The organism is Ramlibacter sp. (assembly GCF_029866045.1).
GTDB lineage: Bacteria > Pseudomonadota > Gammaproteobacteria > Burkholderiales > Burkholderiaceae_C > Ramlibacter.
In genome coordinates, this window is record NZ_JARXAB010000122.1 from 1 (window position 1) to 15,488 (window position 15,488).

Below are 15,488 nucleotides of genomic sequence, written 5' to 3' on the forward strand. Positions count from 1 at the left end.
CGACCGTTCCGAATGGCCCCGAGCGGTCGTTATCGGTCCGCGTGAAACGCTACGCCTAGAATACAAGGGCTCCGGAGGCGTGGCAGAGTGGTCGATTGCACCGGTCTTGAAAACCGGCAACGGGAAACCGTTCGTGAGTTCGAATCTCACCGCCTCCGCCAGATCGCAAAAAAAAACGCGCCAGCTGGCGCGTTTTTCATTACCTGGCGCAAGACCGCTCTTAGTCGACCTGCAGCTTTGCAAGGGTCACGATGCCGCGCCACTTCTCGATCTCACTGCGCGTGAAGGCGGCGAATTGCGCGGGGGTGGTGTTCTCGACCTCAAAACCCATCTTGGCGTATTGCTCGCGAACCTCGCGCAGTTGCAGGACGCGGTTGATGTCTGCGTTGAGCTTTTCGACGATGGCTGCAGGCGTGGCAGCAGGCGCGTAGACGCCATACCAAGTTTGCACCTCATAGCCTTTGAGACCGGACTCTGCGATGGTGGGCAGCTCCGGGGCCAAGGAAAAGCGCTTGTTTGTCGTGACGGCGAGCGCGCGCAGTCTGCCGCTGCGAACATGTTGCAAACCTTCGAGGCCGCCGAAGTGCACGTGCACGTCACCGGCCATCAGCGCGGTGTAGGCGGGGCCGCCGCCGCTGAACGGCACGTGCACGATATCGGTTTCTGCAATCTGGTTGAACAGCCCAGCGGCCAGGTGCGTGGAGGTGCCGCTGCCCGAAGAGGCATAGTTCAGCTTGCCCGGCTGCGCCTTGGCCAGAGCGATCAATTCGGAGATGGACCGCGCTTGCACCGACGGATGGATGTACACGATCAAGGGCGAGGAGGTGAGCTGCGCCACGGGCGCAAAGGCCTTCTCCGTGTCGAATGGCAGCTTCTTGTACAAGGTGGCGTTGATGGCGTGCGCCGGCGATGCAATCAAGAAGGTGTAGCCGTCTGCCGGCGCCGATGCGACAAACCCGGCCCCGATCGTCGAGCCAGCGCCCCCCTTGTTGTCGATCACGACCGTCTGCTTCCAAAGTTCGGAGAGCTTGGGGATGATCACGCGCGCATTCGCGTCAACCGCGCCGCCCGGCGGGAAACCGACGACGCAGCGCAGCTGGCGCGAGGGATAGCCGGCTGCAGGCTGTGCTGCGCCCGGCAGCCAGGCAAACGCCGGCGCAAGTGCCGCAGCCTTCATTAGCTGGCGGCGGTATGGATCGTGCGAAAGGCTCATGGTTGTCTCCAGATCATTAGAAGAATGGCGGCGCCAAGCCGCAGGGGTGAGATCGTCAAGGCTAGGTCGATGGCACATCACGCGAAAGCGTCACAGGCACACCCCCATAGTCACCAAAATGCGGCCCGACCGGCCGCTGCAGGTGGGTGCGTATCCAGCCGCGGACCATGCAGCGCTTGCGGTCGGCCTCGGGCCAGTCCTGGTACGCCGTGCGCGAATGCAGCGTGGTGTAGTTGTTGATCAACTGCATGTCACCTCGCTCGAGCTCCATGTCGAGGCGCAAGGCTGGATCCTCCGCGAGGGCATCCACCGCGGCCAGTGCTGCGATCTCGGCCTCGGTGTAGGGCGCACCATGCTGCATGGACGTCTGGTAACTGTTTCGGGAATAGCGCACCGACAAGACGCCGTCCTGAATGTGAAATACCGGCACGCGCTTGATGCTCGAATCACCGCCCTCTTCCAGGTTCAGGTAGTTCATGCCCTCCAGCAGCGGCGCCACCCGCTCGGGCTGGCGCTCGATCAACTGGTTGTAGGCCGACACGGCGCTGGCAATGCTGCTGCGCCCACCCGACATGGCCGGCCGCAGGCACAGCAGCCCCACCAGGTCGCAGCGGTCGGTATGAAATTTGAGTTCGGCGTTCGTCTGGTAACCGCGCACGCGGCGGCCCCCCGCCGGGCGGCCGGTATCCATCACATCGCACAAGCGATCGCCATAGGAGTTCTGGCTGATCGGGCGCCCCAGCAGGTTGACGATCAACCAGTAACAGGCCCGCAGCATGGCGTCATCCAGATCGTGCGAGAGGCCGCGCAGGAGCACGAAGCCACGGCCCTCCATCACCTCGCGCTCAATGCCCGCCAGGTAATTGCGGGCAGCAGGCAGGCGAGACAGGTCCAGCGCGGTCCCCGTGAGCGCGGTCAGACTTTCATTGCGAATCGCGCGCGCAGCGGCCTCGATCTCTTGGCGCACCTCGGCTGGCAGTACCTGAATCCATTGGTCGGTACGCGTGGCAACCTCGGATGCAAGCCAGGCACTGGGGTGTGAGATGGTGGAACGTGAAGGTGCGTTCATGTCGGGGAAGCCTCTGCGGGACAAATCAAGGAGCGGCAGGTCAGCATCGTTTCATCAACGCACGACGCCTGCGTTGACGAGTTGTGCCGTTTCGGACTCACTCACACCGAGCTCGCGCAGAACCTCGGCGGTGTGTTCGCCCAGTTGCGGCGGCTGCAAGCGCAAACCCGGCGTACGCCCTTCGATCTCGATGGGCAGTGTGGGAAGCCGGGTGTGGCGGCCATCCTGCAAACGGGTGTCCAGCATGCGCCCGCCGGCATTGAGCTGCGGGTCATCGAACAAATCACCTGGTCTGCGCACAGGAGAAAACGGAATGCCGATGCGGTCGAAAAGCGCGAGCAGGTCGGACGCGCTCCGCCCCGCGATCAGGTCCTTGATGAGGGGCCGCAGCGTCTCTCGGCGCTGGACGCGGTCCTCGTTGCTGCGGTACTGAGGATCCTCGCGCAAGTCGGGCCGACCGAACTCGGTACAGAAAGCCTTCCAGTGCGCATCGGAAGTGAGGCCGACAAAAATGGGCACACCCTCGCGCGAGTCGAAGGTTTCATAAATGCCCCACGCGCTGTCGCGATTGGGCATAGGCGGCGCCGGCTTGCCAGTGATCGCCTCGCCGGCCATGTGTTGTGCCACCAGCATGGCCGAGGTCTCGTACAAGGAACTCACCACCTTGCGGCCGCGTCCGTCTGCATCCCGCTGGCGCAGCGCAGCCAGGATGCCGACCGTTCCCATCACGCCCCCCATGATGTCCACGACAGAGGAGCCCGCGCGCAGCGGCCGCCCTGGCGGGCCGGTCATGTAGGCGAGCCCGGTCATGTACTGGACGATTTCGTCCAAGGCCGGGCGGCGCTCATAAGGTCCGCTGAGAAAGCCCTTGAGCGAGCAGTACACCAGGCGCGGGTTGATGCGCTGCAACTCTTCCCAGCCCAGGCCCGCACGGTCCATCGTTCCCGGACCGAAGTTCTCGATCAGCACGTCTGACTGGGCGATCAGCCGGCGCACCAGCGCCAGGCCCTCCGGGGACTTGATGTCCATCGAGGCGCTGCGCTTGTTCCGGTTGAAGTAAGAGAAGAAGCCGCTGGCAAAGCCGCGCAGGCGCCGTGTACGGTCGCCTTCGATCGGCTCCACCCGGGTGACGGTGGCTCCCAGATCGGCCAAGACGAGCCCGCAGCAAGGTCCCATGACCGTGTGCGTCATCTCCAAGACACGGATGCCGGCCAGAGGGAGCGGCCCGGCCGCATCGGGCTGTTTCGATGTCGATGGACTGCCCGTTGGACTTGCTGTCTGGCTCTCAGTTGGGCTTTTTACTTCTGCGGCAGTCAAGTCTTCTCCGGTGTGTGCTTGTCGATACGGTTCACGCGCGCCCATTGCGGTTGAGTGTGTCCGCGCGAGTGTACTTGAACTGGATCCAGTTTTAGACTCAGTATTGCATCTAGTAGTAGACTCCGGCTCAGCCCGCTATCGGACTGAGCGCTGCCCCCCTCACCCCACCCCCCCACTCGCCTGCCTACATGTCATTGCAACCCTCTGCCGAGCTCATCCCCGGTGGCTTCGCCGCTGAAGCGGCCGCCTTCATCGAGACCCTGAGGTCGGACGCACTGCCGACCCTGGCCGTGGAGCGTGCGGTCGACGCGGTGACCGACACGCTGGCCTGCATGGTGCTGGGCGCCAGGCAGCCGCTCGAGGCGCCACTGCGTCGATCCTTGTTCGGCGGCGCACGGGCGGAGGCCGGCGGCCAGGTGCTGGGACGGGTGCTCGCCCAAGAAGGCTGGGCCGATGCAGGCGCCGAGACCCTGGGCACAGCGGCCCTGTACTTGGGCACCCTGGCCCACGCCGCAGATTTCGACGACATCAGCCACCCGGCCTACTGCCACGCCACCGCACTCCTCTTGCCGCCGCTGCTGGTGCGCGCGGCCGCAGCCGGCCAGGGCGGCCCCGCGCTGATACGGGCCTATCTCGTCGGGGTCGAAACCATGGGGCAGCTCGGACGTCGGCTGAACACGGCGCATTACGAAGCGGGCTGGCATGCCACCTCCACCCTGGGCACGCTGGCCGCAACGGCGGCGATCGCAGCACTGGATGGACTGACACCGGCGCAGACTGTCACCGCCCTGGGTATCGCGGCATCCCTGGCAAGCGGCGTGCGGCAGAACTTCGGCAGCATGACCAAGCCGCTGCATGCCGGTCTTCCCGGGCGTTCGGCCATCCTGGCCACGCGGCTGGCGGCGGAGGGCTTGACCAGCGCGGCCCAGGCGGTCGACGGGCGCTTCGGGTTTTTCCGCACCTTCGGCGGCGAAGCCGAAGCGGGCCATGCCAAGCCCTGGGGAGGCCCGCTGGAGGTGCTGACCGAAAACGGGCTGGCGCTCAAGGCCTATCCCTGCTGCGCGGCCACGCATGCGGCCATCGACGCGGCGCGCGCGCTGGCGGGGCGTCATGCGCACCAGGCGCTGCGACACGTGCGCGTGGGCGTCTCGCGCTTTGCCATCGAGCCGCTGATTTACCTGCGCCCAACAACGCCGCTGGAAGCCAAGTTCTGCATGCCCTATTGCATCGCTGTCGCACTGCATGACGGCAACGTCACGCTGGACAGCTTCACGCCGGAGGCCATCCAACGCCCGCAGATCGCCGCCCTGATGGACCGCATCGTGATGGAGGTGGACGAACGCGTCGCCAATGACCGCGAATTCGCCAGCGTGCTCGATGTGTCGCTCGAAGGCGGCGGCACCGATGTGGAGCGCGTCGACGTCGCCAGCGGAAAGCCGGCACGCTGGATGACGGCGTCAGACCTGGCGCACAAGTTCTTCTCGTGCTGCGGGCAGGGCCGCGAACACGCACCCACCCGCGCCCTTTTTGACCAAGCGCGGCAACTGGCTGGCGCCGCTTCCCTGCGGCCCTTGCACACCGCGCTGACCGAGTCGCTCGCACTGGCCGTCGACGCGGGCGGAGGCGCAAGGTGACAGCCAAGCGGCCGCTGGAAGCCGAACGCGGCTTTTTCATCGAGGAGACCTACGAGCGGATCCGGCAAGATATCTTGCGCCACCGCCTCAACCCTGGGGTGAAACTGGTGCCGGACCACCTGGCCACTTCACTCAAGGTCTCTCGCACGCCGGTACGGCAAGCGCTGGAGCGCCTTTGCCAGGAAGGCTTTGTGCAGCACATCCCGGCGCGCGGCTACTTCGTGGCCGAGCCGCCCCGCAGCGAGATCCGCGACCTCTATGACGTGCGCTTCGCGCTGGAGGTACGCGCGCTGGAGCTGGCCTTCGAACGTGGGTTCGCGCCCGAAGCGGTCGACGCGCTCGAGGTCATCCACGAACGATACAAAGCCTTGATCGAGAACCCGAGCGCGGCGTCGCGCTCGCGCATCGACCAGGAGTTTCACCTCGCGCTGGCCGGCCTGACCGACAACGAGTTGCTGGTGGAGATGTTGCGAGGCATCTACGACCGTCTGAGTTTTCGGCGCCGCAGCGACGGCTACTGGTTCTGGGCGGACCGTGGCCTGCGAGGCGCCGCCGGAGCGCGCGAGCATTCGGCGCTGCTGGCCTCCCTGCGGGCCGGCGACCGTGAGACCGCGCTGGCGGCGCTGCGCAGCCACCTGGCGGAGGCCCAGGCCAATTACGAGCAATTCATTGCCTCGGTCGCCGCCGAAGAGAACGACCGCTTGCTGCCCGGCCCGCGGGCCGCTGCGCCGCATCCCCAGGAAACGCAATGACCCCCAAGACCTACCCCCGCATCCTGATCACGGACGAGACCCTTCGAGACGGGCTCCAGATCGAGCGACTCGGCGTCACTGTCGATGAGAAACTGGAGTTGCTGGACAGGCTCGCAGACGCCGGCCTCGCACGCATCGTCGTGGGCGCCTTCGTCAATCCGAAGTGGAGCCCACAGATGGCCGAGACCACGGAGCTGGTGCGGCGCATCCGGCCCCGGGAGGGCGTGCAGTACTTTGCGCTGGCACTGAACGACCGAGGACGCGAGCTCCGGGCCGCCTGGGCCCCGCCTCTGACGGTCGAATCCTTGCCCATGACACTCCTGCACTTGTGCGAGACCTTTCTGCGCCGTAACACCAACCGCAGCCTGGAAGACCAGGAGCGCAATTGGCGACGGCCGGTGGAGTTGGCCGCAGCAGCCGGCGTCACCGAGGGCATCATGGGCATTTCAGCCGCTTGGGGATCCAACTGGCACGGCCCATTCAGCCACCAGGAGCGCATGGACGCGCTGCAGCGACAGTGGGACGCATGGCACGCGGCTGGCATTTCGGTGCGGCGCATCGAGCTGGCGGACCCGATGGGTTGGAACCGTCCCGATGCCGTGGCTCAAGACCTGCAGGCCATACTCGCGCGCTTCCCGGAGGTCACCGAATTCAGACTGCACCTCCACAACGCGCGCGGCATGGCCATGCTGTCCGCTTGGGAAGCGGTCAAGGTGCTTGACCAGCGCCACACGCTGCTTCTGGACAGCGCAGTGGGAGGTATTGGCGGCTGCCCCTATTCGGGCAATGGTCAGGCCAATGGCATGCTGCCGACCGAGGACTTGGTCCACCTGTTGCATATGCTGGGCATTCCGACCGGCGTGGACCTGGACCGCCTGATCGGCGCTTCACACAGGTTGGCAGAGATCCTGGGTCGTCCGCTGCATTCGCAGGTCGCACTCAATGGCCCCTTTCCGCAGGGCGATCGGCTCTATCCTGAATCAGTCCCAGCGGTCTACACCTTCCGCGAAGCGCAGCATTTCCGGCTGGGTCCGTCGGTCTATGAAGGCAACCCGACACCCTGGCTGAGGGCACCCAAGGGAGAGGCGTCATGAGCCAGGCTACTCAGGAGACCAGTGCGCGCCCGTTCGCGGGGCGCACGGCCATCGTCACCGGCTCGGGCCAAAACATTGGCCGCGACATCGTGCTCGCCTTTGCCGCAGGAGGGGCGAACGTGGTCGTCAACGGTTCGCGCAACCGCGAAAGGGTCGATCGCGTGGTGGCCGAGGCGCGCGAACTCGGGGCACAAGCGCTGGGTGTGATGGCCGATGTGGGTGACCCGCAAGCCATGCAGGACATGGTCGACCAGAGCATCGCAGCCTTCGGGTCGGCTGATATCGTGGTGTCCAACGTGTCGGTTCGCCACCACCGGCCCTTGCTAGAGATCACCCCAGAGCAGTGGGACCAGACGCTGCGCACCAACCTGGGCAGCTGTTTCTACCTGGCACGCGCGGCCATCCCGCACATGCAAAAGCGAGGCTGGGGCCGCATCGTCCACATCTCCGGACGCGACGGGTTCTTCGTGAAGGAGCACCGCGCCCACAACGTCTCCGCCAAGGCGGGCATGCACGCGCTGGCCAAGGCGATCGCCCTTGAGTTCGGTCCGTATGGCATCACGGCCAACACCGTGGCGCCCGGCCTCATGGACACGGTGCGCAACATGAGCGACTACCCGGATTTCGACTACATGATGACCCAGCGACTGCCTGCCATCCCGGCGCGCCGAATCGGTACCGGAGGGGATATCGCAAGCGCCTGTCTCTACCTGTGCTCCGATGGCGCAGGCTTCGTGACAGGCCAGTTGCTGCAGGTCAATGGTGGCGAGTTCATGTACTGAAGGCCTACCGCCCATGACCGATCCCAGGGAACCCTCCGCCGAAGAAATCATGCAACTGAAGCAACATCTGAACCGGTTTTTCGATCGGCTGGATGAACGCCATACATGGCGGCTGCTGGAGCAGCAACTGGTGAGCGAGTTCAAGTTCGAGGGCTTGCCTACCGGCCGTGAAGCCGAGAGAGGGTCCGCATGAAGTTCGTCGCATTTGCGCAAGCCGGGAGCAGCCGGCGCACCGGGGTGCTGCAAGACGACTCGGTGGTCGACGTCACCGACCTGCTGGAGCGAATCGCACACGACCCCCAGACGCTGGCGGCGCTTGAAAGCCGCGGCATTGAACCTGCGCCAGGAGGGCTGCTCCGTTGGCTGCAGGCAGGCGACGCGGCACGCGGGCTGACCCAGCAACAAATTCATGAGCGCCTGGCCTCGAGCAAGGCGGCGCGCCTGGAGCTCACTGCGCTGCAACTCCTGCCGCCGGTACCCCGCCCGGGCAAGATCATCGGCGTGGGCCGCAACTACGCAGCCCATGCGAAAGAAACGGGCGTGGATCCCTTCGAAAAGCCGCGCATCATCTTCAAGGTGCCGTCGTCGATCGCGGCGCCCGGAGCCACAGTCGCCAAACCCCCTCTTGTCCAGAAGATGGACTTTGAAGGTGAGCTCGCGGTGGTCATTGGCCGCTTCGCTTCGAATGTAGAGCCGCATGAAGCGCTCGCCTGCGTCGGTGGCTACTCGCTGGTCAACGATCTGAGTGCTCGCGAGTTCCAGTTTGACGTCAACCCCGCGCAGACAACCTTCGCGAAAAGCGCGGACGGCTTCTGCCCTTTCGGGCCCACACTCGTCACGGCGGATGAAATTCCTGACCCGCAATCGTTGCGGCTGCGAACCTGGGTGAACGGAGCTCTCATGCAGGAAGCCTCTACACAAGAGATGCTGTTTCCGGTGGCCTCCCTCATCAGCTACCTGAGTCAGTACATCACGCTCGAGCCTGGAGACGTGCTGGCAACCGGCACGCCGGCGGGTATCGGCGCATTCCGCTCGCCGCCGGTATACCTGACCCGCGGTGATTGCATCGAGGTGACCATCGAGGAAATCGGATCGCTCGTCACCACCATTGGGTGATGCGTCTTGCGCTGCGCACTGATCTACGGAATGGACCGGGTCAGATCGCTCTTGAACCGGTCACGCTCCCACTGCGCAAGCCGTACACTTTCCGTAAAGCGTGATCTGCTACGCCCCCAAGCAGCTAGCCTTCGGACATCAACTTGCTCGAGTTCCAGAGACACTGACCTGAAGACAGACCATCCCTACCGAAATCGTATGATGTAGCGCGCAATGCCGTGACACAAGGCCGCAGCGTCTCTCACAATAGAAATTAGCCTGATTGATGTTTCTTGACCCGGCTAGACACATAAAAAGAACAGGCACCGCCTCCGCCAGACAGAACCAGGGCGACTGAACTTATGACCCCCTCCCTCCCCCACTGGCCAGACCTGCCGGGTCTGATCTTTTGGGATGCTCACCAGGTCGCCCATTGCCTGCGCGGTTCCATGGAGCATGTCCTGATGGACGTGAGGGAAGAAGGTGTCTTTGCCCAGGGCCATCTGTTTTATGCGGCCTCGCTGCCTTTGTCGCGGCTGGAGCTGAGGCTGCCACAGTGTGTTCCGCGGCGAGATACCGCGATCGTGCTGGTGGCCGACGACTTCTCGAGCATTGAACGAGCGCTAGCCGTCCTGCATCAGGGCGGCTACAGGCAGGTCCACGCGCTGCGGGGAGGTAACCAGGCTTGGCTTGAAGCGGGCTATCGCCTGTTTTCGGGCATCTACGTTCCGAGCAAGGCTTTTGGAGAGGTGGTCGAACACCAAGCCCAGACGCCACATATGCCGGTGGGTGAGGCGAAAACGCACCTGGCTGATTCCAAGCAGCACATTTTTGTCGATTGCCGGCCCGAATCGGAGTACCAGGATTTCACCTTCGAGGGCGCCCTTAACTGCCCGGGGGCCGAACTTGTGCTGCGCCTGCCCCCACAGAGCCAGGCGCGTACAGTGGTGGTCAATTGCGCGGGGCGTACGCGCAGCATCATTGGTGCCCAGTCGCTGATCAATGCGGGCTACCCCCACACGGTGTATGCGCTCGAAAACGGCACCATGGCCTGGCATCTGGAGGGCGGGGCCTTGCAACCGGGGCGGTTACCCGTATTGCCCATGCCGTCAGCGGCCGAGATCGAGAAAGCCTCGCAGCGGGCCTGCGCCTTGGCCGAGGCACTGCAGATACGCTGGATCGACGCCGACCAACTGCAGGCCATGAGAGAGCAACAAGACCGCACAACCTATTGCTTTGACGTTCGACTGCCCAGCGCCAGCGCACAAAGTCCCTTTCCAGGCTGGGTATCCGCCCCGGGCGGGCAGTTGGTACAAAGCACTGATCTCTATGCGCCCGTGCGCCGTGCACGTGTGGTGCTGCGCGACACCGAGAAGGTACAAGCGCCCATGACTGCTCATTGGCTGGCGCAAATGGGGTGGGAGGTTTATTGCTTCTTACCCAATGGTGCATCGGTTTCATCGCCGCCAGCGCCCGCACCTGCGCGCTGGCCCGTGTCCCCAGCGGCTCGCGCACTGGACTTGCCGGCTTACCGGGCACTCGCAGCCCAACACCCAGTGATGCTGATCGACTGCGACGATAGCCGCGCCTATCGCCGGGAACATTTGCATCAAGCCCATTGGCTCACGCGCTCACGCATCCCCGAATGGGCTAAAACAGCCGATGCCAAGAGCTGGCATGTTTTCACCTCCTCGGATGCCCGATTGGCGTCCTGGGCGGCGGCCGACGCTCAGGCGGCAGGCCTTGCGGCTGCCTACTTGCAAGAGGGCAGCCAGACAGCGGCCGCAGTGCTGGGGACCGAATCGCAACTGCGACTGCTCTGCCCCACCGATGATGCTTGGTACAGTCCTTACCAGCTGGACACGGGTGTCTCCGAGGCCATGCGGCAGTACATCGAGTGGGAAACCGATTTACTGGCCCAACTCGATCAGGAGCCCGGAGTCCAGTTCCAGATTTATCAACGCGACACCGCATGACCCGTCCCAAGGACTTCACGCCGCTCGAAAGACAACGCATCCCGCATGTCGGGACCGAACACGTGCAGACCCGGCTGTTGCATGCGGGCGCTCCCCAGGGCGCGCTGGCGGGTACCGTCGCACCACCCACCTACCATTTTTCAACCGTCATTTATCCGAGTGTGGCAGCCTATGAGGCGGCTCATCACGATCGGTTCGGGAGGCTCATTTACGGGCGAGTGGGCTCACCCACCTTGTGGGCTCTCGAAGACGCGCTGTGCGAACTTGAGGGGGCTGGCGATGCGGTATTGGTGCCGTCTGGCCTAGCCGCCATCCACCTGGCGCTGGCCAGTTCCTTGTCGGCCGGAGACCATGTGCTGGTGACCGATGCGGTCTACCCGCCTGTCAAGCAGTTGTGTCACAACGTGCTGGCCAGGTGGGGCATCGAGGTGGAGTTTTACGATCCACTCGATATGAGCGCACTGGCCTCGCGATTCAAACCGCACACGCGTGTGGTCTATGCCGAGTCGCCAGCTTCACACACGCTTGAAATCCAGGACCTGCCCGCCTTGTGCGCCCTGGCGCATGCTCGCGGGGCGCGGGTGATCGTGGACAACACCTGGGCCACGCCGCTTTTTCAAAAGCCCCTGGCTCTGGGGGCAGACATAGTGGTGCATGCGGGTACGAAGTACTTGGTGGGACATTCGGACGCCATGATGGGCGTGGTGCTCAGTCGCGCAGATATGGCGTCGCAGGTACGCAGTCACTGGTCGGACACCGGCAGCTGCATGGGCCCCGATGACGCGGCCCTGGCCTTGCGGGGCCTGCGGACCCTGGATGTGCGCCTGCAACGGCACCAGGCCAACGCCCTGCGCGTGAGCCAGTGGCTGGAGCAACGCGCGGAGGTGGCCCGCGTCTTCTACCCCGCACTGGCTTCACATCCCCAGCATGCCCTATGGCAGCGCGATTTCAGCGGCGCAACTGGCCTGCTGACTTTTGTGCCGCAGCCCAGCGCCAAAATGAAGGTGGATGCTTTTGCAGACGCTCTCCAGCTGTTCGGCATTGGGGCGAGCTGGGGCGGCTTTGAGAGCCTGGTGCTCACCGCGCTGCCCCAGCGCAGGGCAGCATCATTGCCCTGGCCGGCGGGCCAGTACGCAGTGCGTCTACACGTTGGCCTCGAGCATGTCGATGATTTACTCCGAGATCTGGACCAGGCGTTTGAGGCGTGGCGGCGCGCCTGAGACTCTCCCGCAGTACAAGCCGAAGGAAAGACCATGAGCTCGTTTATCTTGCATAACCCGGCGGATATCCTGGAGCCTCAAGGCCCCTACTCGCACGGGCTGGAGGTGCCACCGAATTCGCGACTGCTGTTCATCTCCGGGCAAACCGCGGGGCGTCCTGACGGCACCATCCCCGATACGATCGAGGAGCAAAGCCTGATCGTGTGGACACGGATCATGCATGTCCTGACGTCTGCGCGTATGGACATGGCCGACGTGGTCAAGATCAGCAGCTACCTGCGTCACCGCGAGCATGCGGCCGCCTACGCCAAGGTACGGGCGCAGTTTTTGGGAACGCACCGGCCCGCGGCCCTGGGCCTAGTTGTCAGCGAGATGTTTCGCACGCAGTACCTGGTGGAAGTTGAAGTGATTGCCGCCCAGGCGGTCTGACACCTTAAAAAAGCAGGAGATCGATATGACCACTAACCGCCGTATTTTCTTGGCTGGCTCGCTCGCAGCATGGGGTGTGCGCCCCTTGCAGGCGCAAGAGGCCTACCCCTCACGTCCGATCCGTCTGGTTGTTCCCTTTGCCCCAGGTGGTTCGGCCGACGCCATGGGGCGACTGATTTCCGAGCGGTTCGGCGCTGGCCTGGGCCAGCCCGTGGTGGTCGATATCAAAACCGGTGCGGGGGGCGTGATCGGCTCCGACATCGTGGCCCGGGCGGCACCCGACGGCTACACCTTGCTCTTGGGTATTGCAGCCACGCACGCTATTCAGACCGCCCTCGGTCAAAAACTGCCTTACGACGTCGTGAAAGACTTCACCCCCATCGGTCAGATCAGCACGGGTGTGATCGCAATCTCGGTGCCGGCCTCCATGCCAGTGAACAACCTGAAAAGCTTCATCGACTATGCCAAGGCCCATCCCGGCAAGGTGAGCTACGGTACAGGTGGTCACGCCTCCGGCGGACATCTCGTGGGCGAGGGCCTGAGCGCATTAGCCAATATCCAGATGACGCATGTACCCTACAAGGGTGGTGCTCCAGCTTTCAACGACCTCGTGGGCGGGCAATTGCAGGCTGTGATGACCGACACCACCACCACGGGATCGTTCAACCGACTTGGAAAGATACGGGTGATCGCCGTCGCTGGCCCGCGGCGCAGCCCGGCGTTCCCCGACGTGCCCACCACCACAGAGCAAGGCGTGCCTTTTGAACCCGGCAGCTGGTTTGCGTTGTTTGCACCGGCGGGAACGCCTGCGACAGTGGTCAAGCAGCTCAATACCGAGCTCAATAAAATGCTGACCAACAAAGATGTTCAAGACCGAATGCAGGTCATGGGCATCATCCCCACCCCCGGAGAGCCCGAGGCTTTTCGCAGGACCCAACAGAGAGATATCGAGGTCTGGACTCGCGTGGTAAAGACAGCCGGCATCAAGGTTGATCCATGACACCCGAGCAGCCCGGTGCACGCCGTGAGCGTAGCGATCGAGTCCATGCTCTGATCACCGCCTTGCGCGCCCTGCGCCAGCAACACCCGGCCGATGCCCCCGAGTTCCAGCAGGCGGTCAGCCGGCATCTGAGCGCGCTGGCCGCTTACTCATCGCTGTGGAAGCTGGAAGATTTTCCGATTCTGGACGGCCAGCGCTGGGGGGTCTACCAACTGCATGAAGAAGCAGACGGTAGCCTGGGGCTGTACGCCTCGGCGGCACGCCCGGGCCACGCACAGCCCCCTCACAACCACACGACCTGGGCGTGTATCGCAGGGGTCAGCGGGATAGAACGCAACCGCTTTTACCAACGCGAGGAGGCTGGCCAGAGCCCGGGGCCTGCGCGCTTGATCCGCTCTGGTACCCAAGACATCGGCGCAGGCGGAACCTGCTTTCTCCTGGCCGATGACATCCACGACATTGAGGTAATCCCCCCTGGCGATGCAATGCACTTGCACCTGTACGGACAGGGGCTGCCGCATTTGCATCAGCGCTTGCGCTTTGACCTGACGCTCGAGCGCTGCGAGTACTTTCCCGCTTTCACAGGCATACCCGTTTTTGACCTCACCCCATGACACCTACCCACGACGGATTTGTACAAACATCCCAGCTGCGTCTTCACTACGAGCAGTGGCGCTCCGACGGACCCACCGTGGTGTGCCTGCATGGGACGTCCTTGAACGGAAAGGTCTGGTCCTGGCTGGCAGATAGCCTGCACCCGCAGTTCAACCTGATTGGCCTGGATCAACGCGGGCATGGTGATTCAGGGGTGGCGCCTTTGGGCCAGTACACCGTGGACCATTACTGCGCGGATCTGGTCGAGTTCATGGACGCCATGGCTTGGCCGCAGGTGAGCTTTGTGGGCTCGTCACTGGGGACGCGTGTGGCTTTGCAATATGCGTCGCTACATCCGGATCGGGTGCGCAGCCTGGTGTTTCTGGACCTGAGTTTCGAGATGCCCAAGCATGCATCGGACGAAATGATTCATGTGCATCGAACCCGGCCCCGAACTTTTGCCGATATGGACGAGGCCATGGCGTTTTCAAGGACGATGCCGCAGCGTTTGAGGTTCACCGAAGACACTCACCGGCTGACCTTGCAAGGGGATCTGCGGCTCAACGCGCAGGGTCGGCTTGAGTGGCGCTACGACCGAGACGCCGCCATCGAAACATTGGCTGTTGCCGCGCGCGACATGTGGGAGCACGTGCGGCGCGTCAAATGCCCGACTGCAGTGCTGCGGGGTGAGCTCTCCAATGTACTGACCCCCGAAACGTCGGCGCGCCTGAACCGGGAGTTTCAAAACGGTCAGGTGCTCACCATACCGGGCGCTGGTCATTCGATTTGGGGCGACAACCCCGGGGCAACGCAGCGGGCCATCGGGACTTTCTTGCAAACCACCAATTTCGAACAAACGCAGGCGGCTATCTCACCAAAGGGGTAAGCCACGGGCTGTCCGACTTGACCGGTCACGCTCCCACTGCACAAGCCGGACACTTTCCGTAAAGCGTGATCTGATGCTCCTCGAGCAGGTAGCCCTTGGGCATCAACTTGCTCAAGTCACCGGGACACGCATCAATATCCGTGACTTGCTCGCAACTGCTGCAATGGAAATGATGGTGGTGGTGCCTATGGATCTCATAACGATCTGTTTCACCCGGAAGGCACACCACATCAACCACACCGTCAGCGATCAGGCCCTTGATATTTCTGTAAATCGTGGCGAGGCTGAGGTTGGGCACTGACTTCTGCGCCTCTGCCAGCAACTCATGGGGCAAAAGCGGTCGCGCCAATTTCTTCAAAGCGCCTTCGATGGCGGCGCGCTGCTTGGTCGATCTTTCCATGGGCAAAGGCTACACCAAATACAGCCT

General features: G+C 63.6%; 16 protein-coding genes and 1 tRNA gene. 13 read left to right on the forward strand and 4 right to left on the reverse strand.

Features of this window, described 5'->3' with window-relative positions; translation table 11 throughout:
* Nucleotides 1-73 precede the first annotated feature (73 nt).
* A tRNA-Ser gene (locus QE494_RS12955) sits at nt 74-161 on the forward strand.
* Nucleotides 162-220: 59 nt separating this feature from the next.
* Here QE494_RS12955 and QE494_RS12960 read toward each other — a convergent pair.
* The 3 genes from QE494_RS12960 to QE494_RS12970 form a co-directional block, all read right to left on the reverse strand.
* Complete coding sequence (locus tag QE494_RS12960; protein ID WP_300043855.1) at nt 221-1,213, reverse strand: tripartite tricarboxylate transporter substrate binding protein; 993 nt, start codon at nt 1,211-1,213, stop codon at nt 221-223.
* Nucleotides 1,214-1,274: 61 nt separating this feature from the next.
* Nucleotides 1,275-2,282 carry a TauD/TfdA family dioxygenase gene (locus QE494_RS12965; protein ID WP_300043856.1) on the reverse strand — a complete coding sequence of 336 codons (1,008 nt, stop codon included), beginning with the start codon at nt 2,280-2,282 and terminating at the stop codon, nt 1,275-1,277.
* Between the two features lie 54 nt (nt 2,283-2,336).
* A complete protein-coding gene (locus QE494_RS12970) occupies nt 2,337-3,497 on the reverse strand; it encodes a CaiB/BaiF CoA-transferase family protein (protein ID WP_300043905.1) in 1,161 nt (386 codons plus the stop codon).
* A 290-nt stretch (nt 3,498-3,787) separates the two neighbouring features.
* Between QE494_RS12970 and QE494_RS12975 the strand changes: the two genes are divergently transcribed.
* From QE494_RS12975 to QE494_RS13030, 12 genes are all read left to right on the forward strand, one after another.
* Entirely contained in the window at nt 3,788-5,233 is a 1,446-nt protein-coding gene (locus QE494_RS12975; RefSeq protein ID WP_300043857.1) for an MmgE/PrpD family protein, read from the forward strand.
* Complete coding sequence (locus QE494_RS12980) at nt 5,230-5,985, forward strand: GntR family transcriptional regulator (protein WP_300043859.1); 756 nt, start codon at nt 5,230-5,232, stop codon at nt 5,983-5,985. The genes QE494_RS12975 and QE494_RS12980 overlap by 4 nt, the downstream gene beginning before the upstream one ends.
* Nucleotides 5,982-7,079: a hypothetical protein gene (locus QE494_RS12985; protein ID WP_300043860.1), complete on the forward strand. Its 1,098-nt coding sequence runs from the start codon at nt 5,982-5,984 to the stop codon at nt 7,077-7,079. The genes QE494_RS12980 and QE494_RS12985 overlap by 4 nt, the downstream gene beginning before the upstream one ends.
* Complete coding sequence (locus tag QE494_RS12990; protein ID WP_300043861.1) at nt 7,076-7,861, forward strand: SDR family NAD(P)-dependent oxidoreductase; 786 nt, start codon at nt 7,076-7,078, stop codon at nt 7,859-7,861. The genes QE494_RS12985 and QE494_RS12990 overlap by 4 nt, the downstream gene beginning before the upstream one ends.
* Before the next feature lie 49 nt (nt 7,862-7,910).
* A complete protein-coding gene (locus QE494_RS12995) occupies nt 7,911-8,054 on the forward strand; it encodes a hypothetical protein (protein WP_300043862.1) in 144 nt (47 codons plus the stop codon).
* Nucleotides 8,055-8,116: 62 nt separating this feature from the next.
* Complete coding sequence (locus tag QE494_RS13000; protein WP_300043863.1) at nt 8,117-8,977, forward strand: fumarylacetoacetate hydrolase family protein; 861 nt, start codon at nt 8,117-8,119, stop codon at nt 8,975-8,977.
* 341 nt (nt 8,978-9,318) lie between these two features.
* Nucleotides 9,319-10,932: a rhodanese-like domain-containing protein gene (locus QE494_RS13005; protein ID WP_300043865.1), complete on the forward strand. Its 1,614-nt coding sequence runs from the start codon at nt 9,319-9,321 to the stop codon at nt 10,930-10,932.
* Nucleotides 10,929-12,152: a cystathionine beta-lyase gene (gene metC / locus QE494_RS13010; RefSeq protein ID WP_300043866.1), complete on the forward strand. Its 1,224-nt coding sequence runs from the start codon at nt 10,929-10,931 to the stop codon at nt 12,150-12,152. Before QE494_RS13005 ends, metC begins: the two co-directional genes overlap by 4 nt.
* Nucleotides 12,153-12,185: 33 nt before the next feature.
* Nucleotides 12,186-12,581 (forward strand): RidA family protein, encoded by a 396-nt coding sequence (locus QE494_RS13015; RefSeq protein WP_300043867.1) that lies wholly within the window; start codon nt 12,186-12,188, stop codon nt 12,579-12,581.
* Nucleotides 12,582-12,606: 25 nt separating this feature from the next.
* Nucleotides 12,607-13,581 carry a tripartite tricarboxylate transporter substrate binding protein gene (locus QE494_RS13020; RefSeq protein ID WP_300043869.1) on the forward strand — a complete coding sequence of 325 codons (975 nt, stop codon included), beginning with the start codon at nt 12,607-12,609 and terminating at the stop codon, nt 13,579-13,581.
* Nucleotides 13,578-14,195 (forward strand): hypothetical protein, encoded by a 618-nt coding sequence (locus QE494_RS13025; RefSeq protein WP_300043871.1) that lies wholly within the window; start codon nt 13,578-13,580, stop codon nt 14,193-14,195. Before QE494_RS13020 ends, QE494_RS13025 begins: the two co-directional genes overlap by 4 nt.
* On the forward strand, nt 14,192-15,061 hold the full coding sequence (locus QE494_RS13030; RefSeq protein ID WP_300043873.1) for an alpha/beta fold hydrolase: 870 nt from the start codon (nt 14,192-14,194) through the stop codon (nt 15,059-15,061). Before QE494_RS13025 ends, QE494_RS13030 begins: the two co-directional genes overlap by 4 nt.
* Before the next feature lie 25 nt (nt 15,062-15,086).
* On the opposite strand, the gene QE494_RS13035 is transcribed toward QE494_RS13030, so the two are convergent.
* On the reverse strand, nt 15,087-15,461 hold the full coding sequence (locus QE494_RS13035) for a Fur family transcriptional regulator (protein ID WP_300043875.1): 375 nt from the start codon (nt 15,459-15,461) through the stop codon (nt 15,087-15,089).
* Between the last annotated feature and the right edge of the window lie 27 nt (nt 15,462-15,488).